This is a genomic window from Cryobacterium sp. TmT2-59 (genome assembly GCF_004403545.1).
In the GTDB taxonomy this organism is placed as follows: domain Bacteria; phylum Actinomycetota; class Actinomycetes; order Actinomycetales; family Microbacteriaceae; genus Cryobacterium; species Cryobacterium shii.
Window position 1 is genome coordinate 20,193 of sequence record NZ_SOGM01000014.1, and the last position, 21,187, is coordinate 41,379.

Genomic DNA, 21,187 nt, shown 5'->3' on the forward strand with positions numbered 1-21,187 from the left:
TGGTTCGGGCGGGGCTCAGGTGGTGCGGGCCAGGAGGTGCCGGTTCAGGGCGAGGGTGCGCTCCGGGTCGGTCGGCAGGGACTGCCCGTCGAGTTCGGTGACGTGCACGGCCATCCGGATGCTGGACACCAGCCAGACCGCGTCCGCCGCCCGCAGCTCCGGGGCGGTCAGGTCACGGTACTCCGTGCGCTCCCCGGCCGCCTGCAGGTATTCGAAGACGCTCTGCTGGGTCGTTCCGTGCAGGATGGCCCCGCTCGGCACCGGCGTGACGTAGACCCCGCCGGACCGGATGACGACGCTCGAGGTGGGGCCCTCCAGCACAAACCCGTCATGGGTGAGGAAGATCGTGTCGTCGGCGCCGCGGCGCTTCGCCTCCCGCAGCGCCGCCATGTTCACCGCGTAGCTGAGGGTTTTGGCCCCCATCAGCAGCCACGGGGCCTGCTCGGCCACGCCCCGCGGATAGCCGCGGTCCAGCGTGACCGCGCGCACGCCATCCGTGCGGACGGGCCCGAAGTCGGGCGCCGCGGTCGCCTGCAGCCAGGCCGTGGCGACCGGACCGGGTTCGACCCCGCGGCTGAGCACGATCTTCAGCGCGATCTCGCCCGTGCGCGGCAGCCGCTCCATGGCATGCGTGATCGCGGCGAACCACTGGGCGACGTTGGGCGCCGGCAACTCGCAGATCTCGGCGGAGTTGCAGAGCCGACCGATGTGCGGTCCCACCTCCTGCGGGGACCCGTCGATGAACCCCAGGGTTTCGAAGATCCCGTCCCCGCGCTGGGCGCTGAGGTCGTCCACGCGCAGGGCGGGCGCGTCGGAGTTCACCTCATGGAACGTGTCGCTGAAATCCGTGCGGGGTGAATCGGCCGGAACCGGGTCGATCAGCAGCGTGAATGGCAGTGTCATACGCCGAGCATAAACGATGCGTCAGGAACTCTGGATGGCGACAATCGGGTCGGTGGTGGGCTGACGGGAGCCGCCGCGGGGTTCCACGGTGACGCCGATCGTGTCTCCCGCCGTCATGCTGCCGTCCAGCACGCGCCAGACGGTGCCCGCGCCGGAGGAGTCGAAGGTGCCCGCCGGGACCGCGCCGTCGCCCCCGATGTACCAGAGCTGGTAGTCCTTGTCGGAGGGCAGGGACGGCAGGTCGTCGACCAGCAGCGCCGAAAGGTGGCGCTCGCTGGACCAGACCAGGGTGGCCGGATGCCCGTCGGCCGTGGTCGTCGACGCCCGCTGCGAATCCGGGGCGGCGTTGATCTGGGCCAGGCCGGCGGCCTGCTGCTGCTCGAACTGGTTCGTGTTGAAGGCCTGCCCGGCGAATCCGCCGGCCACGAACAGCGCCACGGCCGCTGCGGCGGCCAGCAGGAGTCCGACCGGGCGCTGGAACCAGCGGCTGCGGGCCCGCTGCGCGGCCGCCCCGCCGATCGGGGTCACGGTCGCGGGGGCCGGCGCGGGGGCATCCGTCGTCTCGGGCTTCGTCGTCTCAGGCCTCGTCTGAGCGGGCTTAAGCGTCTCGGGCCGGGCGGCCTCGGTCGCGCCCGGTTCGGCCTGCGGGGCAGCGACCGGAGCGACCGCAGCCGCCGGACCGGCCAGCGCGGGCAGCTGGGGTGTCGCCGCGAGCTTGGCCATCAGCGAGGCCTTCAGCCCCGGGGTGGGCTGCACGGGCGCCGCGGCCAGACCCAGCGCGACGGCGGTGTCGCCGAGCTCGGCAGCCTCAATCCGGGCCTGCTCCGATTCGGCGAGGTGCCCCTCGTAGGCGGCGGCGTCGTCAGCGCCGAGCGCGTTCAGGGCGTAGGCGCCGGCCAGGTCGCCCGGGTTGTCGCCGCGTTCGACGCCGTTCTGGCGGGTGTTCTCGCTCATGACGCCACGCCCAATTCGTCGCGCAGCCGGATCATGCCGTCTCGCAACCTCGTCTTCACCGTTCCGAGCGGGATCTGCAACCGCTCGGCCACTTCACTCTGGCTGAGGCCGCCGTAGTAGGCGAGGCTGATCGCCTGACGTTGCAGTTGCGTCAATCTGGACATCGCCTTCTCCACCCTTTCGTGCTCGAGCCGTACTTCCACTGTTTCGGATACCTCGTCGTAGGCGACCGCGAGGTCGCGGATGCCGATCTTCGTGTCACGATCGCGACTGGCCTGCGACGACCGGATCCGGTCGACGGCGCGCCGGTGCGCCATCGTCAGAATCCAGGTCGAGGCGCCGCCACGCTGAACCTCATACCGTGTCGCCGACTGCCAGATTTCCAGGAAGATCTCCTGGGTCACCTCTTCCGACTGGGCGGGATCGACCAGCAACCGTCTGACCAGACCCAGCACGCGTGGTGCCATCTGGTCGTACAGCTCGCCGAACGCCGCTTCGTCCCCCCGCGCCACCCGGCCGAGGAGTTGTTCCTTGGATTCCGGGACCGTCGACTCTAGGTCGAAGTCGAAGTCAGCAGTCATGAGAACAAGCATGTCAGGTCTTTTCCCGTTCCATGACTGAGGTTCGGGGCCGAGTCCGGATCGGATTGGTCACGATTGCGACCGCAGACCGCGGGGAGGACGAGTGAAGGCCGGGCCGCAGAACGCCTCTCGGCGCGAGGCCGCTCAAAGCGGCGAATATTGGAGCCCGGGGTTACTGCGGCCCGACCAGGATCCAGTGTAAACGACGCGGCCGGCGAATTCGTCTAGTCCAGCGACTCGCTGCGCCACAGCCGGGCGCAGGAACCGAACTCCTGCGCGGTGGTCGAGAAGCGCAGGGCGCGGGTGGTGAGTTCGGTCGACCGCACCGGCTGCGTCGTCTCCAGGTCGTCGGCGATGCTCGTGCACCCGACGGAGGTGACGCGGCAGAACGCCGCCGCCCGGTCCAGCGCCACGGCGAAGTCGCCGGTGAAGATGCCCCGCAGGATCTGGTCGGCCAGGGCGATGATCTCCCCCGGCCCCGTGGGCGCCACGGCGCCCGCGACCAGCGGATCGATGGCGACCGTGACCTCGGTTCCGCGCTGGTACAGGAACGCGGTGCCTTCCGGATCCTGACGGATCAGCAGCCGCACCAGGTAGAGCCGCCAGAGCGCGCCCGGGAGACTGCGCGGCGTCGCCCGTGACCACAGCTCGGCCACGGCGTCGATGCCGTGCTCGTCGGTGTAGGCCACGAGGCGATCCACGACGGCCGGGTCAGGGTCGCGGCGCACGCGCGCCAGAAGAGCGTGCGCCGTTTCGTGCGCGACCCGGCTGATCAGCGCAGGGTCCTCGCCCCCCTGGAAGGATTCGAATTTGCTGCCGGAGAACTGGGTCGGCTTGTGGAAGTCTTCGGCCATCGCATCCTCCTGTGTGTTCGCTGTGGGCGCATCCGTCTCGACGCTTGCGGGACGTTCTCTCACGGTACCGAGAAAAACCCTCGGGCAATCCCCTGTACATTATTAACCGCGGGCCTCTAGCTCAGTTGGTAGAGCAAAGGACTTTTAATCCTTGGGTCGTCGGTTCGAGCCCGACGGGGCCCACTTTCTTCATTCGGGGCATGCAACCTGAGATGGAATTCGCGATGACCTTCCAGACGCTGGCGATCATCTCCGTGGTGGCATTGCTCGGCCCGTTGCTGGCGATCCCCCGCCGGTGGAGCCTGCCGGTGATGTTCGGGCAGCTGCTGGCCGGCATCCTCGTGGGCCAGACCGGGCTCCGGCTCGTGGATCCGACCGATCCGACGCTCACCTTCCTGGCGGACGTGGGCTTCGCCCTGATGATGTTCGTCGCCGGCAGCCACGTGCCTATGCGGGACGGGCAGCTTCGCTCCGCGCTCGGTACGGGTGTGGCCCGTGCCGGCCTGGTCCTGGTTCCCGCCGTCATCCTCGGCGTCGGCATTGCCGCCCTGTTCGGCACCCTGCACGCCCCGCTGTACGTCGTGCTGATCGCGTCGTCGTCCGCCGTCCTGGTACTGCCGATCGTGCAGTCCCTGCGGCTGCGCGGTACCCCGCTCCTGCAGCTGACGGCCCAGGTGGCCGTCGCCGACATCGCCGCGATCATCGCGCTCCCCCTCGCGATCGATCCGCCCAACGCCGCACGCACGGCCCTGGGCGCGCTCATCGTCTCGGCCGCGGCCCTGTCCCTGTATCTGGTGCTGTCCTGGCTGGAGCGGAACGGATCGCGGATCGCGGTGCACCATCTGTCGGAGCAACGCAAGTTCGCCCTCGAACTCAGGCTCCAGCTGGCCACCCTGTTCGCGATGGCCGCCCTCGCCGTGTACCGCAATGTGTCGATCATGCTCGCTGGCTTCTCGTTCGGACTCGCGGTCGCGGCGGTCGGCGAGCCGCGTCGGCTGGCCCGGCAGCTGTTCGCCCTCGCGGACGGATTCCTGGGGCCTCTGTTCTTCGTCTGGCTCGGCGCTTCCCTCAACCTGCTCGACCTGGTCGACCATCCGCAGATGATCCTGCTGGGGCTGCTGCTCGGCGGTGGGGCGCTGCTGGCCCACATCGTCACGCGGCTGCTCGGGCAGGAGCTCCCGCTCGGCGTCTTGTCCGCGGCCCAGCTCGGGGTGCCCGTCGCGGCCGTGACGATCGGCACCCGGTCAGACCTGCTGCTGCCCGGCGAAGGGGCGGCCGTGATCCTCGGGGCGCTCATCACCGTCGTGGCCTCCGCACTCGCGGGCGGCCGGGCAGCCAAGAAGCAGGCCCGGGCGGCGGAGACGACCCCCGCAGCACCCTGACCGGCCCCGCACGGATGCTCTGCCCGGGAATTCCCGGCCCGCACCCAGCGTTGACACGGTCAGCGCTCGGGTAGCCCCTTCATACTTCACGTCAATGGAGCGGCCAGAGCCGCACCAGCGACAGAAGGAGGTCGCAGATGGGAAAAGTGAATGAAGAAGTTGAAATCGAGTCCGGCGTCGTGACGAAGTACCGACGCCACGCCAACGGGCACGGCCTGGTGTCCCCCGACGCGCGGGTGCACCCCGGTGCGTTCGTGTCCCGCACGGCGTATGTAGAAAGCGGCGCACGGGTCGGACCGGAGGCGTGGATCGGGCCGGGCAGCTGGATCGACCACGACGCCCGAGTCGGATCACGGGTGTTCATCGGCCAGAACGTGCATGTCGGCGCGGAAGCGGGCATCGGCAGCGGAGCGCGCCTGGGCAGTTATGTGCGCATCGGCCGGCGCGCACGCGTGGCCTCGGGCAGCATCCTGGACCGCGACGTGAGCGTGCCGGACGACGGCGTGGTCGGCACCGCACCGGCCTCCGCCGGGCGCGGATCCGCAGCCATGGCACCACGGAGCATCTCCGCTGGCGCGCCCGGATTGCCCGGACCGGCACCGGCCCGGCTCGACGTGGCGGCGTAACGCCCCCCCAGCACCGCTGCGCCGCTGCGGTCGGCCGACAGGTCACTGCCTGTAACCAAGTGCCTGTAACCAGTTCGACGGAAATTCTGCGGTAAAAAACGATATCGGGCCTGTTTCGGGCCGATTTTGGCAAAATCTCCGTCGAATTCGTTAGGGCAGGGTCGTTCAGGGGAGTCGCCGGGAACCGGGCGGGTTCCCGGCCAGAGCAGGACTAGCGCAGGGCGACCAGGGCAGCGGCCTAGAGCAGGGTGAGCAGGGCCTGCGCCGCCGCGAAAATCAGCAGCCCGGCGAGCGCGCCGACGACCGTGCCGTTGATCCGGATGAACTGCAGGTCCTTGCCGACCTGCAGTTCGATCTTCTCGGCGGTCTCGGCGGCATCCCACCGCGCCACGGTCTCGGTGATCACGCCGGCGATCTCATGCCGGTAGCTGCGCACCACGTAGCTCGCCGAGTCGGCCAGCCAGCGGTCGATACGGGAGCCCAGCGCCGCATCCGTGGTCAGGCGAACGCCCACCTCCATGGCGGTCGAACGGATGCCCGCGCACAGTTCGCTCTCCGCATCCTTCAGCGCCTCGACCAGCGACGCTTTCACCGATTCCCAGGTCTCGCTCGCGAACTCGCGCAGCCGGGCGCTGTCGAGCAGCTCCACCTTGACGGTTTCGATCCGGTTGATCATGGCCGGGTCGTGCTGCAGATCGTCCATCACCTCGGCGAGGTAGCGGTCGATCGCCTCGCGGAGGGGATGCGCGGCATCCGCCCGCACGCCGGCGATGAAGGCGAGCACCTCCCGGTGGGCCTTGTCGTCGACCAGTTTGTCGACGAAACCGGGCATCCAGCTCGGCAGCCGCTGGGACACGGCCCGGCCGAAGGCTTCCGGATGCGTGAGCAGCCAGCCCTCGGCCCGCTCGAGCAGCAGGTCCACGAGGGCGTGCTGCCGGCCGGACTCGACCATCCGCTGCCCCACCCGGCCGATCGGCGGAGCCCACTCCGGCCGCAGCAGGTGCTCGCGCGCCACGGTCTCGATCAGATCCTTGATCGCGTCGTCGCTGAGCAGCTCGAGCAGTCCGGCGCCGGCCACGGCCACCTCGTCGGTGAGCCGCCGGGCGTTCTCCGGCACGGACAGCCAGGCTCCGAGCCGGCGGGAGACCCCCATCGACTCCAGCTTGCCGCGGATGACCGCCTCGGAGAGGAAGTTGGTCTCGACGAACTCGCCGAGGCTGGCCCCGATCTCATCCTTGCGGCTCGCGATGATGTTCGTGTGCGGGATCCGCAGCCCCAGCGGGTAGCGGAACAGGGCCGTCACGGCGAACCAGTCCGCGATGGCGCCGACCATGCCGCCCTCGACCGCGGCGCGCACGTACTGGAGCCACGGGTAGGTGTCCTGGAGGGCGAACGAGGTCGCGAACACGACGGCCATGACCAGGAGCAGGCCGATCGCGAGTCGCTTCATCCGGATGAGCGCGCGGAGGCGGACGGCATCCTGCGGGCTCAGCGGCGGGCGGCCCGCCCCCGGCAGGGTCGCTGCCGCGGCCCCGGTCACGTCATTCCTCTGATGTTCGGCCATCCTCCCACCCTGCCCGATCAGCGCCGGGGAAGGAAACCGTGCGGGGCAGGTGCCGCCGAATCGGACAACTGTTGCCGGTGTGACGGCACCAGTGGTCCGGCTCGGGAACAGGTACCGGCGATCAGCAGTGGCAGTGGCCCTCCGGGGCCGGGGTGCTCGCCGGCACGTCCAGCACCGGGCTGCGGTCGAAGAAGCCGTCGGGCTTCAGCTTGAAGCCGGCGGTGTCGACGGGCATGATCGGCCAGTCCTCGATCCGCGGGTAGTGGGTCAGCCCGAAGGTGTGCCAGACCACGATGTCCTGGCCGTCGAGGTCCCGGTCGGCCGCCATGTAGGCCGGCAGCCCGGCGCCGCCGGCGTGCTGGTTCACGAAGTCCCCGGTGGGGTAGCGCTCGTCTTCGGCGAAGCGGGTCACCCAGAGGTCCTTGGTCGCGAAGGCCGCGCGCCGGGCCACCGAGGAATTCTCGTCGGCGAGCAGGGTCGGCTGCCCCTCCGGGTAGAGCTTGTAGCCCACGGGCTCCCCGAGCCGGTTGAGCACGTTCGGGTTGGAGATGAGCCAGGTGCGCCCCGACCTCATGTCGGCCTCCCGCACCGCGTCCGATTCACGGGCCAGCAGGGTGCGCTTGCGGCTGAAGGCGTTGCCGCGTTCGTTCCCCTCGCCCATCGGCACGCGCACGGCCTCCTCCTCCTCGACCCGGTTCGTGTCGCCGTCGAGGGCCATGTCCAGGCGGGCGCTGAACAGGTGCTGGTGGAACGGTGCGCCCAGGCCGGGAGCCAGTTCGGAGGCATAGGGGTAGCCCTTGCCGGGGTAGGCGCTGGTGAAGACGACACCCGTGGCCTTGGCCTCGAACTCGATCGTGCCGTCGAGGTAGAGGTACCAGTAGAAGCCGTAGTCGTAGTTGCCGACCGTGGTGAAGAACGAGATCACGAAGCGACGGTTGCGCCGGGTGTAGTCGATTCCGGTCCAGAGGTCGCTGTGCTTGGCGAGGATACTCCAGTCCTCTTCGTGCATGCAGATTCCGTTTCGGATCTCGCGCGGGTTGCCGAAGCCATCCGTGATCACCGGGCTGAGGTAGGTGATCTCGCCCAGGCAGTCGCAGCCGAGCTCGAGCGAGTTGGCGTACTGGCCCACCAGGTATTCCCCGGTGTCGAAGTAGTTCTGCCACGAGCGCACGGGTGCGGGGTCGCCGTAGGGGACCACCATTTCCGCGATCGAGGCACGCCGGACGATGGAGCGGCGCACCCCGGCGTCGTCGAAGCCGATGTTGTGCAGCACGACGCCCTCGCGCACATCGAAGCCCACGTCCAGGCTCCACTTCTCCCACTCCACGTGGTTGCCGCCGGTCACCGTGAAGCTCGGCCCTTCCGGCTGGGTGATCTCGATCGGCTTGAGGGTCTCGCGGAGGGGACCGGTCAGCGTCGGGTCGGTGTAGTTGCCGTGCTCGGCCGGGATCGGGACCACGCCGAAGTCGATCACCTGGTCGACGGTCTTGCTGACGATGTCGACGTAGGCGACGAGACCGTCGACGGGGTGTGCCCAGGCGCTGTCCTCCGGGAAGTCCTGCACGAAGGCGAGGCCGCGCAGGATGCGCCGCCCCTTCTCCTCGGGGTATTCGAAGACCCCGGCGGACAGCGGCGCGACGCGCACGGTGTCGACGTCGAGGCCGCGTGCGGCGAGCGCCGCCAGCCAGCGCTCGTCATGCGTGAGCAGTTCCTCGACCGCGGCGAACTCCTCCTCGAGGACCGGCAGTTCGCCGGTCTCGGCGGTGTCGAGCACGACCACGGACTCGACCAGCTCCCGGGTGGCGGACACGGTGACGTCCTTCGGCGCCGCCCCGGAGACGTCGTGCAGGAACACGCGGAACCGGCGGTCGGGTTCGGCGGCGGCACCGCGGGGCGGGTCGAGCAGGCCCAGATAGGCCACCCGGATGCTCTCGCCCAGCAGCCCGGCATCGGAGAGGATGCCGCGCACGGCGACGATCTCCGTATCCGAGGCCAGGGCGTAGGCGGCGTTGACTACGAGCGAGACGGGAGTCATGGTTTCCCTTTCCGGGGCTGTTTTCCTATGGTTGTAGAATAATAAGGTGTTACTAAGCTCGATGGCAAGGGTCTGTTTCCGGCCCCGTCCGGTCACGAGAGGGCAGCATGCCGAAGGTTGTCGACCACGACCAGCGCCGAGTGGAGCTCGTCAACGCGACCTGGCGCATCATCGCCCGCCAGGGCATCGAGGGTGCCACCATGCGTGAGATCGCCGCGGAAGCCGGCTTCGCCAACGGCGCCCTGAAGCCCTATTTCCCGACGAAGGACGACCTGCTCACCTTCGCTTTCGGCCACGTCTTCAGCCAGACCAGTCGACGGATGCGGGACGCCACGGCCGGGAAGGCCGGACTCGCGGCCCTGCGGGCCTACTGCCTCGAGATCCTGCCGCTCGACGACATCCGTCTCAGCGAGGCCCGCATCGTGATCCCCTTCTGGCAGAAGGCGCTGACCGACCCGCAGAAGGCCGCGGAACACGAGAACTCGATGCTGCAATGGCGCGCCACGATGCGCGAACAGCTCGGCGAGGCGCGGGAGCTGGGCGAGCTCCGGGGCAGCGTCCCGGACGACGAGGTCACGGGGCTGCTGATGAACTTCGTGCTCGGGGCGCAGATCACGGCCGTGCTCTCCCCGGCCGAGAATTCTCCGGACCAACTCGTCGCCCAGCTGGACGGCTACCTGGGCCTGTTCACCGCCGATCTTTTTTCAACGAGTGTTGAAAAAAGGCGTGACAAGCCGGGTGCGCTGGGCTAGGTTACTGGGAATCCGTTCACGCCAGCAAAGGAGCTACCGTGACCATGGCAACCCTCCCCCTGATCTCACGAGGATCAGACGACCGGGTGCAGAGCGCAGAGGCGAACACCTTCGCCCAATGGCGCACCCTCGTCTCCGATTCCTTCGTTCCCCTCGACGTCCGGTCTGACGCGAGCGAGTTCCACGGCACGCTGCGGTCCCGGGTGCTCGACGAGCTCTCCATCGTCGAGGTCACCGCGAACGGCCACCAGGTGCTGCGCACCCCGGCGCTGATCGCCCGGACGGACCGGCACTACTTCAAACTCAACCTGCAGCTCTCCGGCCAGGGCATCCTGATCCAGGACAACCGAGAGGCCACCCTCCGGCCCGGCGACCTCGCCGTCTACGACACGCACCGCCCGTACACCCTCGCCTTCGAGCAGGATTTCCGCACCCTGGTGCTGATGTTCCCCCACGACGCCCTCGACCTGCCCGTCGACGCCGTCGGCCAGCTCACGGCGAGACGGATGCCCGGCGACGCGGGCCTGGGCCGGATGATCAGCCCGTTCATGGTGCAACTGGCCGAGAACCTGGACGCGCTCAGCGGCAGCACCGGCCACCGGCTGGCCTACAACGCGGTCGACCTGGTCGCGACGATGTTCGAGAGCGAACTGAACATCCACCGCGAGCCGACGTCCGGCCCGCGCGGGGACCTGCTCGCCAGCATCCGCTCGTATATCGAAGGCGCCCTCGGCGACCCGGGGCTCTCCCCCGCGACCATCGCCGCGGCGCATTTCATCTCGACCCGCCACCTGCACAACGTGTTCCACGCGGCCGACACCACGGTCTCAAGCTGGATTCGGGCCCGCCGGCTCGAGCACTGCCGCCGGGACCTGCGCGACCCCATCCTGGCGGACCGCTCGGTGGGCGACATCGCCGCGCGGTGGGGCTTCATCGACGCCGCACACTTCAGCCGGATCTTCCGCGCCGCCTTCGGCGAGCCGCCCAGCGCCTACCGTCGCGGCTGAGCCGGCCGGGGGCGCCGGACCCTTCCCTGGGATCCAAGCTTCGTTCCCGGATTGGCAAGTGCGCAGCCCCGCACTGAGCCAGAGTCGTGACACTGGCTTCCACGAGAAGAAGCCGCTCAATGAGGAGCACCCCATGACAAGCACCCGAACCACCCCCGAGGCCGACGCCCCGGCCACCCTGCACACCGGCCGCCTGGGCGTCATCGGCATCGTCTTCTTCGTTGTCGCCGCCGCCGCACCGCTGGTCGGCATGACCGGCGCGGTACCGGTCGCCATCGTGCTCGGCAACGGCGCGGCCGCCCCCGGCGCCTACCTCGCGGTGGGCATCACCCTGCTGCTGTTCAGCGTCGGCTACGCCGCCATGAGCCAGCGGGTCACCAACGCAGGCGCGTTCTTCGCCTACATCGGCCGCGGGCTCGGCCGGCACCTCGGCAGCGCCTCGGCCTTCGTGTCGATCCTCGCCTACCTGGCCATCCAGCTCGCCATCTACGGTTTTTTCGGCGGTCTCCTGGCGGCCCAGGTCGGCCTGCTGCCCTGGTGGGCCTGGTCGCTCCTGGCCTGGGCCGTCGTCACGCTGCTCTCCCTGCTCAGCGTCGACGTCGGAGCCAAGGTGCTCGGCGTCCTGATGCTGCTGGAACTCGGCGCCCTCATCGTCACCTCGATCGCCATCCTCACCGACGGCGGTCCGGAAGGCCTCAACTTTTGGGCCTCCTTCAGCCCGGCCGCGATCCTCGCCGGCGGACTCACCGGCTCTGCCGGGATCGCCTTCGCCTTCGCCTTCGCCTCCTTCATCGGCTTCGAGGCCACGGCCATCTACGGCGAGGAATCGAAGGACCCCAAGAAGGTCGTCCCCCGGGCCACCTACCTCGCGGTCGGCGTCATCACGGTGCTGTTCGCGCTCACTGCCTTCGCGATGGTCACCGGCATGGGCGCATCCCAGGTGGTCGAAAAGACGGTAGAGCTCTCCACGCTCGACGGCGTGCCGCTGGCCGACCCGGCCGCCGTGCTGTTCGCCCTCGCCACCGAGTACGTAGGCCCGTGGATGGCCACCGTGATGGGCATCCTCGTGCTCTCCAGCCTGTTCGCGGGGCTGCTCGCCTTCCAGAACGCGGCGAGCCGCTACCTGTTCGCCCTCGGCCGCGGCGGCGCACTCCCCCAGCCGCTCAGCCACGTCAACCGCCGCGGAGCGCCCAGCACGGCCTCCCTCGCCACCTCGGTCGTCAGCGGACTCGTCATCGCCGTCTTCGCCCTGTTCCGGCTCGACCCGATTCTGAACATGTTCTACTGGTTCAGCGGACTCGCCGTCGTGGCGATCGTCCTGATCGAGATCCTGGTCTGCATCGCGGTGATCGCCTACTTCCGCCGCAACCAGGGCAGCGAGAACGTATTCCAGACCGTCATCGCCCCGGTGCTGGCCACCATCGGCCTGATCCTCGGCGAATACCTGCTGATGAGCCGCTTCGGACTGCTCGCCGGCACCGTCGCCGAGGGCATCGACCCGACCGTCACCTCGTGGGGCCTCAGCCCGATCGGCTGGGTGCTGGTCGGGCTGCCGTTCGCCGTGCTCCTGGTCGGCTACCTGCACTCACTCTGGACCAAGACCGAGAACGAAGCGCTCGTGCAGGATGTGCTCTCCTAGAGAGAGCACCGCAGTCAGAAAGCGGGTCCCTACCATCGGCGGGGGCCCGCTTTTCGGTGCCGCCCGCTCTTCTGTGTCGCGCGCTTTTCGGTGTCAGAGTCCGAAACCGGTGTGGCGGATGCCCCAGCGCACCGTCCAGGTCGCCCCCGGTTCCAGCCAGCGCAGCCCCGCTCCCGAATTGAACGCATCCGCCGGGGCGGTCATCGGCTCGATCGCGACCGCGCGCCCGGGCACGGGCTCGTCGGCGTCGCTGCCGGGAGCCGTGACGGGGAAGTTCCGCGGCGTGAAGACCTGCACGTAGCGGATGTGCTCGTCCCCCCAGAGGATCACGCTGCGCCCGTCGGGGGCGGTCAGGGAGTGCTCGCTGCGCGCATCCGGGTGCCCGAGGGGGGCCGGGTGACCGAGCGGGTGGGAGGACGACGCGCCCGGTCCCACGCCGCCGAAACCGTCGTCGAGGTCGAGGTCACGCACCTCCCGGCCCTCCCTCAGGTCGAACCGGGTGCCGGCGACGGGGCTTTCCCCGACCGGATTCAACCGGTCGTCGACGTCGATGTGGGTGTCGGCCGCGAGCCGCAGCCGCAGGTCGTCGGTGGGCACGCCGCCGATCTTCAGGTAGGGGTGCGCGCCGAGGGCGACCGGGGCGGGCTCGGTGCCCACGTTCCGCACTGTGTGGGTAACATCGAGCCCGTCGTCGGTGAGGGTGTACGTCACCGTCGTGTCGAGCTGGAACGGATAGCCCGGCTGCGGGAAGACGGTGGCGGCCAGGGTCACCGCGTCCGTGCTGCGACTGAGCAGCCGATAGGGCGAGTAGCGCAGGAGGCCGTGGACGGCGTTGCCGAGTTCGGGTTCGGTCAGGGCGAGTTCGCGCCGCACCCCGCCCTGCTGCCAGACCCCGTCCCGGATGCGGTTCGTCCACGGCATCAGCACGATCCCGGCGCCCTTCGGCGGGACCGACCGGGCCGGGAAGGGCTCGACCAGGTCTATGCCGTCTACGGAATACATCCGCAGGCCGGCGGCAACCTCGGTGACCACCGCCAGGGCGGGCCCGCTGGGCGTCGCCGCCCTCAATTCGTATTGGAACCCCGTCGCTGCGCGCATGATGCCAACTTACTCCGGTTGCAGAACGGTCAGTCCGGCCTCGCGGAGGGAGTCCAGCGCGGCGGCGGTGGCCGTCGCATCCGTCACCAGCGTGTCGAACGCCCGGAGCGGCCCGACCTGGCCGAGGTGCACCTGACCGAGTTTGGACCCGTCGGCCACGACGACGACGCGGGATGCCGCGGCGAGCATGAGCGTCTTCACGCCCGCCTCGGGCAGGTTGATGTTCGTGATGCCGTGCTCGGCGTCGACCCCGTTGCAGCCGATGAACGCGAGGTCGGCGTGCACCTGGCTGAGCACGGTCCGGGCCAACGGCTCGACCAGCGAGTGCTGCAGCGGGCGCAGCGACCCGCCGGTGACGATCACGGTGAAGCGCGGGATCGCCGGTTCGAGTTCGAGGGCGATGCTGAGGCCGTTGGTGATGATGACGACATCCGTGAGGTCGGTGCGGGCCAGCAGCGCCCGAGCGATCGCGAGGGTGGTGGTGCCCACGTCGAGGATTACGCTCTGCCCGCTCGTCACGAGCGAGGCGGCGAGCGCGCCGATCTGCTGTTTCGGGAGAACGGATGCCGCGAGCGCTTCCTCGAACGAGTACTCGCGGATCGGCCGCCCGCTCGTCGGCGTCGCGGGCACCGCGCCGCCGTGCACGCGCTGCACCACCCCGGCGTTCTCGAGCACGTCGAGGTCGGCCCGCGCCGTGACGCCGGACACCCCGAAGGCCTCGCGCAACTCCCTGACCCGCACGAATCCGCGTTCGTCGACCAGACGCTGGATCCGCTCGCGCCGCTGGTATGCGGACAGGGTGTCCCGGTCAGCGGTGAGATCGACCCCGACGCCGGTCGGCTCGGTGGCGACTGCGTCTGTGTCTGGTGCATTAATGGTCATGCTCCATCTTCACTTAGTTTGTTTTGGTTTTCAATACGAAACCTCTGGTTTCGCATGCGCAGATCAGATAGCGTGGTTTCTGCCATGAACACACCACACTTCGTCGCCGACACCGGCATCGTCCGTCACCGCCACACGCTCGCTGATGGGCGTGACCTCATCTACTTCGATGACCCCCAGACCACCCTCGCCCCCGAGCGTGCCGCCGACCTGCGCGAACTGGACCCGCGCCCGGCCACGGCCCGGATGCGGCAGGATCCGCTGACCGGGGAATGGGTCTCGATCGCGGCCGCCCGCCAGAACCGGGTGTTCCTGCCGCCGGCCCACCTCGACCCGCTCGCCCCCTCGACCCCGGGCAACCCGTCCGAGGTGCCGAGCAACTACGACGTGGCCGTGTTCGAGAACAAGTCGCCGTCGTTCGGGCCGTTGCTCACGGATGCCGACGCTCCCGCCGGGCTCGACGACCTGGCCACGATCGGCCTGGGCCGCACGCGGACCTCGGTCGGGCGCTGCGAAGTCGTCTGTTTCAGCCCGGAGCACGAGGGGTCGTTCGCGAGCCTGTCGGTGGTGCGCGCCCGCACCGTGATCGAGGCCTGGGCCGAGCGCACCCATGCCCTGTCCCAGCTGCCCGGCATCGAGCAGGTGTTCCCGTTCGAGAACCGCGGCGAGGCGATCGGAGTGACGCTCCACCACCCGCACGGACAGATCTACTCCTACCCCTACGTCACGCCGCGCAGCCAGCGCGTGATCGCCTCCCTCGACCAGTACGGCCCGAACCTGTTCGGCGACATCCTCGCCAGCGAGCAGGCCGGCGGCCGGGTCATCCTCAGCGGTGAGCACTGGACCGCTTTCGTGCCGTTCGCGGCGCGCTGGCCGATCGAGGTGCACATGCTGCCGCACCGCCACGTGCCCGACTTCGCCGAGACGGTCCTCGCCGAACGCGACGAGCTGGCGGTGCTGTACCGGCGCCTGCTGCGCGGCATCGACGCCCTCTACGACACCCCCACGCCGTACATCGCGGCCTGGCACCAGGCCCCGGTGAACGTGCGCCGCGACGAGATCCGCCTGATGCTGCAGGTGACCAGCCCGCGCCGGGCCGAGGACAAACTCAAGTTCCTGGCCGGCTCGGAAGCCGCGATGGGAGCGTGGATCGGCGACGTCACGCCCGAGCAGGCGGCCGACAACATCCGCCTGGCCGTCGAACGGTCCGCCGCAGCCGACACCGACGAGGCCGCCGCGACCGCTGCCGCCGCCGGGACCGCCGCCGGGACCGCCGCCGCATTCGCCGGGAAGGCCCGCTCATGAGCGCCCTCGCCCAGTCCGTGCGCGCCGGCTTCGAGAGCCGCTTCGCCGCTCAGCCGGCCAGCCTGTGGTCGGCCCCGGGCCGCGTCAACCTGATCGGCGAGCACACAGACTACAACGACGGCTTCGTCTTCCCGTTCGCGATCGACCGGCGCACGGTGGTCGCGATGGCCCTGCGCCCGGACCGCCTGCTGCGGGTGGCGAGTTCGTTCGCCGAGGAGACCGTCGAGCTGTCCCTCGACGACCTGACGCCGGAGAACCTGGCCGGCTGGTCCGCCTACCCGCTCGGGGTGGCCTGGGCGCTCGGCCAGTTCGGCGCGGACCTGGCCGTCGTGGCCGGCTTCGACGTGTTCATCGACTCCGACGTGCCGATCGGGGCCGGGCTCTCCTCGTCGGCCGCGATCGAGAGCGCGGTCGCGGTCGCCCTGAATGACCTCTGGCAGCTCGGACTCGACCGGCGCGTGCTTGCCCGGGTCGGCCAGCTGGCGGAGAATCGCGCGGTCGGCGCGCCGACAGGCATCATGGACCAGTCGGCGTCGCTGCTCGGCCAGGCCGACGCCGCCGTGTTCCTGGACTGCCGCAGCCTCGACGCCGAGGTGATCCCGCTCGGCTTCGCCCCGGCCGACCTCGAACTCCTGATCATCGACACCCGGGTCAGCCACGCGCACTCGACCGGCGGGTATGCCTCGCGCCGGGCATCCTGCGAACTGGGCGCCCGGATGCTGGGCGTCGCCTCCCTGCGGGACCTCACCGTGAACGACCTGCCGCGGGCCGCCGAGCTGCTCGACGACGAGACCCTCCGCCGGGTGCGGCACGTCATCACGGAGAACCAGCGCGTGCTCGACACCGTGCGCACCCTGCGCGAGCAGGGACCGACCGCGATCGGTGCTCTCCTGGACGCCTCGCACGTGTCGATGCGCGACGACTTCGAGATCTCGGTGCCCGAACTCGACCTCGCCGTCGAAACCGCGCGCGGTGCGGGGGCCATCGGCGCCCGCATGACCGGCGGCGGATTCGGCGGGGCCGCGATCGCGCTCACCCCGCGCTCGCTCATCCCCCGGGTCACGGCGGAGGTCACGGCCGCGTTCGCGGCCCGCGGTTTCACGGCCCCGGACCTGTTCGTGGTGCACGCCGCAGACGGGGCAAGCCGCGCGGAGTAGCCGCCCGGGCCAACGCGCACCCTCTGCATAACTCCTGCAATCTGGTCGGCCGGGGCTCTTTTCGGCCGAGTTTCGGTCCGTTTCGCGGAATCTGCAGGAGTTATGCTCGGGGCGCCTCCGGCTCGGGCAGGGCCTGCCGGAGCCGCGCTTGCTCGGTGGCTAACTCAGGAAGAACCGGTGGGACCACCCTCTGCACCCGCTGCATGTCTGGCGGAGGCGGCCCGCGGCATCCGTTTCTCCTGAGTCAGCCACACGGAGCAACGCGCACCCTCTGCATAACTCCTGCAATCTGGTCGGCCGGGGCTCTTTTCGGCCGAGTTTCGGTCCGTTTCGCGGAATCTGCAGGAGTTATGCTCGGGGCGCCTCCGGCTCTCGCTGTCAGGGAACGACAGCAGTGGACTCGCCGCCGGTGATCCGCNTCGCTGTCAGGGAACGACAGCAGTGGACTCGCCGCCGGTGATCCGCAGCAGTTCGTCGAACGACGTGGGGAACACGGTATGCGCGTGGCCCGCGGCGGCCCAGACCACCGCGAACTCGGCCAGCGCGACATCCACCAGGGTGCGCAGGGGCGACGGATGCCCGACCGGCGCGACCCCGCCGATCACCTGCCCGGTCGCCTGCTTGACCACATCCTTCGAGGCGCGGCCGATGGTGCCGCCCAGCCTCTCGCCCAGCCAGGCGGTGTCGACGCGGTGCGCTCCGCTCGTCAGCACGAGCAGGGGTTCCCCGTCGAGCGTGAAGACGAGCGAATTCGCGATCGCGCCCACCGGGATACCGAGGGCGGCTGCTGCCGTCTGGGCGGTCGTCGCCGCTTCGTCGAACCATCTGATCTCCGGATCGAGGCCGAAACCGTGCAGGGTGCCGCGCACCCGTTCGACGGACGGATGCATGCTGTTGACCATGCCGGAATCCTAAGCGGTCAGCCGCCGAACCGTGAGAAGCGCCCCTCTGAAGGCCCTACGGAGGGTGCGTGGAGGGGCGAAACTCACGGCTCGGCGGAGGGCTGGGCAGGGCCGTCCGCGCCCGGCCGCGCCCGGCCGCACGTGGGCGCACGTGGGCGCACGTGGGCGCCGGGGCGCGGCCGGGCGATAGGCTGGCGCGTATGACTGCCGACAGCGCCGCCCGCATCATCACTCTCCCCGACCGCCCCGGACCCGTCGTCGCCGACACCGCCTATGTCGCCCCCGGCGCCGTGCTGGTGGGCAACGTCGTCCTGGCCGAGCATGCCAGCGTCTGGTACAACGCCGTGCTGCGCGCGGAGGCGGAGCCCATCCGCATCGGCCCCGGATCCAACCTGCAGGACAACGTCTCCTGCCACGTCGACCACGGGTTTCCGCTCATCCTCGGCCGGGACGTGTCCGTCGGCCACGGCGCCGTGCTGCACGGGTGCACGATCGAAGACGGTTCCCTGATCGGCATGTCGGCGACGGTCCTGAACGGTGCCGTCATCGGTTCCGGGTCGCTCGTCGCGGCCGGAGCCGTCGTGCTCGAGGGCTCCGTGATCCCGCCGCGCTCGCTGGTCGCCGGCGTCCCGGCGAAGGTGCGCCGGTCGTTGACGGATGAAGAGGTGGCCGGCCTCAGCCACAACGCGGAGGAGTATCTGCGTCACTCCGCGCTGCACGCATCCGTGGGCGCCGCACCCCAGGCCTGAGCTGCCCCGGCGGATCACAACTCGTTTGAGTCCGCCCGCCGGTCTCGCTGCGCGCACCGCGGTTCAGGGCTCAGGTTGTGGCTCGCGGCGCCCGCTGCAACATGCGCCGGCGCACACAGCGTGCGCCGCGACGGCATCCGTACCCGGGCTTGCCCGGATCGCGCGCCGGAGTGACCTGCGCCACCGGCGGCATCCGTACCGGGTCTCGCCGGATCGCGGGCCGGGTTGACTTGCGCCACCGGGCCAGCCGGGCGACCGGCGCCACACGGCGGCACCGCGACGACCGTCGAGAGCTACCGACGGAGCGAGAGTTCGGCGGCCTTGACCACGTTGCAGAGCAGCATGGCCCGGGTCATCGGTCCCACGCCCCGCGGGTTCGGGGAGAGGAAACCGGCCACCTCGGCGACGTCCGGGTGCACGTCCCCGGTCAGGGTGCCCTTGCCGGTGATCGGGTCGGTCACCCGGGTGATGCCCACGTCGAGCACGGCGGCGCCGGGCTTGACCCAGTCGGCCTGGATCAGGTGCGGAACACCGACCGCCGCCACGACGATGTCCGCGCGGCGCACCTCGCCGGGCAGGTCGACCGTGCGGGAGTGGGTGAGGGTGACCGTGGCGTCCAGGCCCTTGCGGGTGAAGAGCAGGCCGAGCGGACGCCCGACCGTGAGCCCGCGGCCCACCACGACGACGCGACGGCCGACGATCGGCACGTCGTAGCGGTGCAGCAGTTCGACGATGCCGGCCGGCGTGCAGGGCAGCGGTGAGTCCAGTTCGCCCTCGATGCCGAGTACCAGCCGGCCGAGGTTCGTCGGGTGCAGGCCGTCGGCATCCTTCGACGGGTCGATAAGTTCGAGCATGGCGTTGTCGTTGTGCCCGACCGGCAGCGGCAACTGGATGATGTACCCGGTCACCTCCCGGGCGGAGTTGAGGTCGGCGATGGCCGCGCGCACGTCGGCGGTGCTGGCGGAGGCCGGCAGGTCGACGCGGATCGATTCGATGCCGACCTCGGCGCAGTCGCGGTGCTTGCCCGCGACATACGAGCGCGACCCTGGGTCGTCGCCGACCAGCAGCGTACCGAGCCCCGGCACGACGCCGTGCGCCCGCAGCTCGCTGATGCGGCCGATGAGTTCGGACTTGACCGCGGAGGCGGTCTTGACTCCGTCGAGGGTGATTGCCGTCATTGTGGATCCATTCGATTCAGTCGATCGTTCTCAGATGCGGGTTCCGGCCGGCTGCTGCGGTTCCGGAGTGCTGCCGGTTCCGGACCGCGCGTGTGCGAATTCGACGGAGATTTTGACCGACACGCCGGTGACGGATGCCGTCAGCGTGTTTTTAAGGCGAAATCTCCGTCGAATTCGTTGGGGCCGGGCTTCCGGGGCCGAAGCCGAAGCTGGAGCCGAGCCGGGGCCGGGACAGCCCGGGGCGGGACAGCGCGGGACGTGGCGGGTGAGGCGCGACGGGCGCCGCGCCCGCGGGGCGGGCTACTGCTGCAGGCCGGGGTAGAGCGGGAAGGCGTCGGTGAGCACCTTGACCCGGGCGCGGAGGCCCTGGATGTCAGCGTCCGGCTTGAGCGCCTCCGCGATGACATCGGCGACGACCGTGAACTCCTCGTCGCCGAAGCCGCGGGTGGCCAGGGCGGGCGTGCCGATCCGCAGGCCGCTGGTGACCATCGGCGGGCGCGGGTCGAATGGAACCGAGTTGCGGTTGACCGTGATGCCCACGGCGTGCAGGGCGTCCTCGGCCTGCTGGCCGTTGATGGGCGAGTTGCGGAGGTCGGCGAGCACGAGGTGCACGTCGGTGCCGCCGGTGAGCACGTCCACGCCGCCGGCGCGGGAGTCGTCGGCCATCAGACGGTCGGCCAGGATGCTGGCGCCGCGGAGGGTGCGTTCCTGGCGTTCCTTGAACTCCGGCTCGGCCGCGAGCTTGAACGCGGTCGCCTTGGCGGCGATGACGTGCATCAGCGGCCCGCCCTGCTGGCCCGGGAACACGTTCGAGTTGAGCTTCTTCGCCAGCGCCATGTCGCGGGAGAGGATCAGGCCGGAGCGGGGGCCGGCCAGGGTCTTGTGCACGGTGGTCGAGACGACGTCCGCGTACGGGATCGGGGACGGGTGCAGCCCGGCGGCGACGAGGCCGGCGAAGTGCGCCATGTCGACCCAGAGCATCGCGCCGACCTCGTCGGCGATGCTGCGGAAGGCCGCGAAGTCGAGGTGGCGCGGGTAGGCCGACCAGCCGGCGATGATGACCTTGGGCTTGTGCTCGAGGGCCTTCTCGCGGACGACGTCCATGTCGACCAGGAAGGTGGTCGGGTCGACGCCGTAGGCGACCGGGTTGTAGAGCTTGCCGGAGAAGTTGAGTTTCATCCCGTGGGTGAGGTGACCGCCGTGGGCCAGTTCCAGGCCCAGGATGGTGTCGCCGGGCGTCGCGATGGCGGAGAGCACGGCGGCGTTCGCGGTGGCGCCGGAGTGGGGCTGCACGTTGGCGTACTCGGCGCCGAAGAGCGACTTGGCCCGGTCGATGGCGAGCTGCTCGGCGACGTCGACGTACTCGCAGCCGCCGTAGTAGCGGCGCCCCGGGTAGCCCTCGGCGTACTTGTTCGTGAGCACCGACCCCTGCGACTGCAGCACCGCGCGGGGAACGAAGTTCTCGCTCGCGATCATCTCGAGGTAGTCGCGCTGACGCCCGAGCTCCTGCTCGAGGACGGCGGCGATCTCCGGGTCGACGACCGAGAGCGGCTCGTTGAACGTGGATCGAAGGACGTTGGACTGCACAGAATCGGGCACGGGGTCTCCTTAGACGTCTT

General features: G+C 69.9%; 19 protein-coding genes and 1 tRNA gene. 9 read left to right on the top strand and 11 right to left on the bottom strand.

The window, feature by feature from the left end; genetic code table 11:
• Positions 1 to 15: 15 nt before the first annotated feature.
• The 4 genes from E3T24_RS01925 to E3T24_RS01940 form a co-directional block, all read right to left on the bottom strand.
• Positions 16 to 903 carry an aminodeoxychorismate lyase gene (locus tag E3T24_RS01925; RefSeq protein WP_134365300.1) on the bottom strand — a complete coding sequence of 296 codons (888 nt, stop codon included), beginning with the start codon at positions 901 to 903 and terminating at the stop codon, positions 16 to 18.
• A gap of 21 nt (positions 904 to 924) precedes the next feature.
• Positions 925 to 1,857, bottom strand: coding sequence for an anti-sigma factor (locus tag E3T24_RS01930; protein ID WP_134434221.1), 933 nt, complete (start codon positions 1,855 to 1,857; stop codon positions 925 to 927).
• A complete protein-coding gene (gene sigK / locus E3T24_RS01935) occupies positions 1,854 to 2,438 on the bottom strand; it encodes an ECF RNA polymerase sigma factor SigK (RefSeq protein WP_241976266.1) in 585 nt (194 codons plus the stop codon). The genes E3T24_RS01930 and sigK overlap by 4 nt, the downstream gene beginning before the upstream one ends.
• A gap of 224 nt (positions 2,439 to 2,662) precedes the next feature.
• On the bottom strand, positions 2,663 to 3,292 hold the full coding sequence (locus E3T24_RS01940; RefSeq protein WP_134365315.1) for a DNA-directed RNA polymerase subunit beta: 630 nt from the start codon (positions 3,290 to 3,292) through the stop codon (positions 2,663 to 2,665).
• 110 nt (positions 3,293 to 3,402) lie between these two features.
• On the opposite strand from E3T24_RS01940, the gene E3T24_RS01945 reads away from it, so the two are divergent.
• The 3 genes from E3T24_RS01945 to E3T24_RS01955 all read left to right on the top strand — a co-directional run bounded on the left by E3T24_RS01945 (position 3,403) and on the right by E3T24_RS01955 (position 5,300).
• Positions 3,403 to 3,475: transfer RNA gene (locus tag E3T24_RS01945), tRNA-Lys, on the top strand.
• 41 nt (positions 3,476 to 3,516) lie between these two features.
• Positions 3,517 to 4,674 (top strand): cation:proton antiporter, encoded by a 1,158-nt coding sequence (locus E3T24_RS01950; protein WP_166789152.1) that lies wholly within the window; start codon positions 3,517 to 3,519, stop codon positions 4,672 to 4,674.
• 137 nt (positions 4,675 to 4,811) lie between these two features.
• The gene (locus E3T24_RS01955) at positions 4,812 to 5,300 is read left to right on the top strand and encodes a hypothetical protein (RefSeq protein ID WP_134365304.1); all 489 of its coding nucleotides are present in this window, start codon (positions 4,812 to 4,814) and stop codon (positions 5,298 to 5,300) included.
• Positions 5,301 to 5,538: 238 nt separating this feature from the next.
• Here the strand turns inward: E3T24_RS01955 and E3T24_RS01960 are convergent, their stop codons facing one another.
• Together E3T24_RS01960 and E3T24_RS01965 are read right to left on the bottom strand one after the other, a co-directional pair.
• Complete coding sequence (locus E3T24_RS01960; protein ID WP_134365305.1) at positions 5,539 to 6,864, bottom strand: DUF445 domain-containing protein; 1,326 nt, start codon at positions 6,862 to 6,864, stop codon at positions 5,539 to 5,541.
• Positions 6,865 to 6,985: 121 nt separating this feature from the next.
• Positions 6,986 to 8,899 carry a primary-amine oxidase gene (locus tag E3T24_RS01965; protein ID WP_134365306.1) on the bottom strand — a complete coding sequence of 638 codons (1,914 nt, stop codon included), beginning with the start codon at positions 8,897 to 8,899 and terminating at the stop codon, positions 6,986 to 6,988.
• A 107-nt stretch (positions 8,900 to 9,006) separates the two neighbouring features.
• On the opposite strand from E3T24_RS01965, the gene E3T24_RS01970 reads away from it, so the two are divergent.
• The 3 genes from E3T24_RS01970 to E3T24_RS01980 all read left to right on the top strand — a co-directional run bounded on the left by E3T24_RS01970 (position 9,007) and on the right by E3T24_RS01980 (position 12,297).
• Entirely contained in the window at positions 9,007 to 9,651 is a 645-nt protein-coding gene (locus E3T24_RS01970; RefSeq protein WP_134365307.1) for a TetR/AcrR family transcriptional regulator, read from the top strand.
• Between the two features lie 44 nt (positions 9,652 to 9,695).
• Positions 9,696 to 10,658: a helix-turn-helix domain-containing protein gene (locus E3T24_RS01975; RefSeq protein ID WP_134365316.1), complete on the top strand. Its 963-nt coding sequence runs from the start codon at positions 9,696 to 9,698 to the stop codon at positions 10,656 to 10,658.
• A gap of 133 nt (positions 10,659 to 10,791) precedes the next feature.
• Positions 10,792 to 12,297: an APC family permease gene (locus tag E3T24_RS01980; RefSeq protein ID WP_134365308.1), complete on the top strand. Its 1,506-nt coding sequence runs from the start codon at positions 10,792 to 10,794 to the stop codon at positions 12,295 to 12,297.
• 93 nt (positions 12,298 to 12,390) lie between these two features.
• Here E3T24_RS01980 and E3T24_RS01985 read toward each other — a convergent pair whose 3' ends face one another.
• Positions 12,391 to 13,395, bottom strand: coding sequence for an aldose 1-epimerase family protein (locus E3T24_RS01985; protein ID WP_134403384.1), 1,005 nt, complete (start codon positions 13,393 to 13,395; stop codon positions 12,391 to 12,393).
• A gap of 9 nt (positions 13,396 to 13,404) precedes the next feature.
• Positions 13,405 to 14,277 carry a DeoR/GlpR family DNA-binding transcription regulator gene (locus tag E3T24_RS01990; protein ID WP_134403383.1) on the bottom strand — a complete coding sequence of 291 codons (873 nt, stop codon included), beginning with the start codon at positions 14,275 to 14,277 and terminating at the stop codon, positions 13,405 to 13,407.
• An 84-nt stretch (positions 14,278 to 14,361) separates the two neighbouring features.
• On the opposite strand from E3T24_RS01990, the gene galT reads away from it, so the two are divergent.
• Both galT and galK read left to right on the top strand, forming a co-directional pair.
• The gene (galT, locus tag E3T24_RS01995) at positions 14,362 to 15,582 is read left to right on the top strand and encodes a galactose-1-phosphate uridylyltransferase (protein WP_134410464.1); all 1,221 of its coding nucleotides are present in this window, start codon (positions 14,362 to 14,364) and stop codon (positions 15,580 to 15,582) included.
• The gene (gene galK / locus E3T24_RS02000) at positions 15,579 to 16,739 is read left to right on the top strand and encodes a galactokinase (RefSeq protein ID WP_134365312.1); all 1,161 of its coding nucleotides are present in this window, start codon (positions 15,579 to 15,581) and stop codon (positions 16,737 to 16,739) included. The genes galT and galK overlap by 4 nt, the downstream gene beginning before the upstream one ends.
• Before the next feature lie 425 nt (positions 16,740 to 17,164).
• On the opposite strand, the gene E3T24_RS02005 is transcribed toward galK, so the two are convergent.
• Positions 17,165 to 17,641 (bottom strand): YbaK/EbsC family protein, encoded by a 477-nt coding sequence (locus E3T24_RS02005; protein WP_241976264.1) that lies wholly within the window; start codon positions 17,639 to 17,641, stop codon positions 17,165 to 17,167.
• A 200-nt stretch (positions 17,642 to 17,841) separates the two neighbouring features.
• On the opposite strand from E3T24_RS02005, the gene E3T24_RS02010 reads away from it, so the two are divergent.
• Positions 17,842 to 18,390: a gamma carbonic anhydrase family protein gene (locus E3T24_RS02010; protein ID WP_134434222.1), complete on the top strand. Its 549-nt coding sequence runs from the start codon at positions 17,842 to 17,844 to the stop codon at positions 18,388 to 18,390.
• 293 nt (positions 18,391 to 18,683) lie between these two features.
• On the opposite strand, the gene E3T24_RS02015 is transcribed toward E3T24_RS02010, so the two are convergent.
• Both E3T24_RS02015 and glyA read right to left on the bottom strand, forming a co-directional pair.
• The gene (locus E3T24_RS02015; RefSeq protein ID WP_134365734.1) at positions 18,684 to 19,568 is read right to left on the bottom strand and encodes a bifunctional methylenetetrahydrofolate dehydrogenase/methenyltetrahydrofolate cyclohydrolase; all 885 of its coding nucleotides are present in this window, start codon (positions 19,566 to 19,568) and stop codon (positions 18,684 to 18,686) included.
• A gap of 300 nt (positions 19,569 to 19,868) precedes the next feature.
• A complete protein-coding gene (glyA, locus tag E3T24_RS02020; RefSeq protein WP_134365733.1) occupies positions 19,869 to 21,167 on the bottom strand; it encodes a serine hydroxymethyltransferase in 1,299 nt (432 codons plus the stop codon).
• Between the last annotated feature and the right edge of the window lie 20 nt (positions 21,168 to 21,187).

What these genes read in the sequence shown, in the direction of transcription:
- E3T24_RS01925 (WP_134365300.1), bottom strand. Translation starts at nt 903, where the DNA reads ATGACACTGCCATTCACGCTGCTGATCGACCCGGTTCCGGCCGATTCA.
- E3T24_RS01930 (WP_134434221.1), bottom strand. Translation starts at nt 1,857, where the DNA reads ATGAGCGAGAACACCCGCCAGAACGGCGTCGAACGCGGCGACAACCCG.
- sigK (WP_241976266.1), bottom strand. Translation starts at nt 2,438, where the DNA reads ATGACTGCTGACTTCGACTTCGACCTAGAGTCGACGGTCCCGGAATCC.
- E3T24_RS01940 (WP_134365315.1), bottom strand. Translation starts at nt 3,292, where the DNA reads ATGGCCGAAGACTTCCACAAGCCGACCCAGTTCTCCGGCAGCAAATTC.
- E3T24_RS01950 (WP_166789152.1), top strand. Translation starts at nt 3,517, where the DNA reads ATGACCTTCCAGACGCTGGCGATCATCTCCGTGGTGGCATTGCTCGGC.
- E3T24_RS01955 (WP_134365304.1), top strand. Translation starts at nt 4,812, where the DNA reads ATGGGAAAAGTGAATGAAGAAGTTGAAATCGAGTCCGGCGTCGTGACG.
- E3T24_RS01960 (WP_134365305.1), bottom strand. Translation starts at nt 6,864, where the DNA reads ATGGCCGAACATCAGAGGAATGACGTGACCGGGGCCGCGGCAGCGACC.
- E3T24_RS01965 (WP_134365306.1), bottom strand. Translation starts at nt 8,899, where the DNA reads ATGACTCCCGTCTCGCTCGTAGTCAACGCCGCCTACGCCCTGGCCTCG.
- E3T24_RS01970 (WP_134365307.1), top strand. Translation starts at nt 9,007, where the DNA reads ATGCCGAAGGTTGTCGACCACGACCAGCGCCGAGTGGAGCTCGTCAAC.
- E3T24_RS01975 (WP_134365316.1), top strand. Translation starts at nt 9,696, where the DNA reads ATGGCAACCCTCCCCCTGATCTCACGAGGATCAGACGACCGGGTGCAG.
- E3T24_RS01980 (WP_134365308.1), top strand. Translation starts at nt 10,792, where the DNA reads ATGACAAGCACCCGAACCACCCCCGAGGCCGACGCCCCGGCCACCCTG.
- E3T24_RS01985 (WP_134403384.1), bottom strand. Translation starts at nt 13,395, where the DNA reads ATGCGCGCAGCGACGGGGTTCCAATACGAATTGAGGGCGGCGACGCCC.
- E3T24_RS01990 (WP_134403383.1), bottom strand. Translation starts at nt 14,277, where the DNA reads ATGACCATTAATGCACCAGACACAGACGCAGTCGCCACCGAGCCGACC.
- galT (WP_134410464.1), top strand. Translation starts at nt 14,362, where the DNA reads ATGAACACACCACACTTCGTCGCCGACACCGGCATCGTCCGTCACCGC.
- galK (WP_134365312.1), top strand. Translation starts at nt 15,579, where the DNA reads ATGAGCGCCCTCGCCCAGTCCGTGCGCGCCGGCTTCGAGAGCCGCTTC.
- E3T24_RS02005 (WP_241976264.1), bottom strand. Translation starts at nt 17,641, where the DNA reads ATGGTCAACAGCATGCATCCGTCCGTCGAACGGGTGCGCGGCACCCTG.
- E3T24_RS02010 (WP_134434222.1), top strand. Translation starts at nt 17,842, where the DNA reads ATGACTGCCGACAGCGCCGCCCGCATCATCACTCTCCCCGACCGCCCC.
- E3T24_RS02015 (WP_134365734.1), bottom strand. Translation starts at nt 19,568, where the DNA reads ATGACGGCAATCACCCTCGACGGAGTCAAGACCGCCTCCGCGGTCAAG.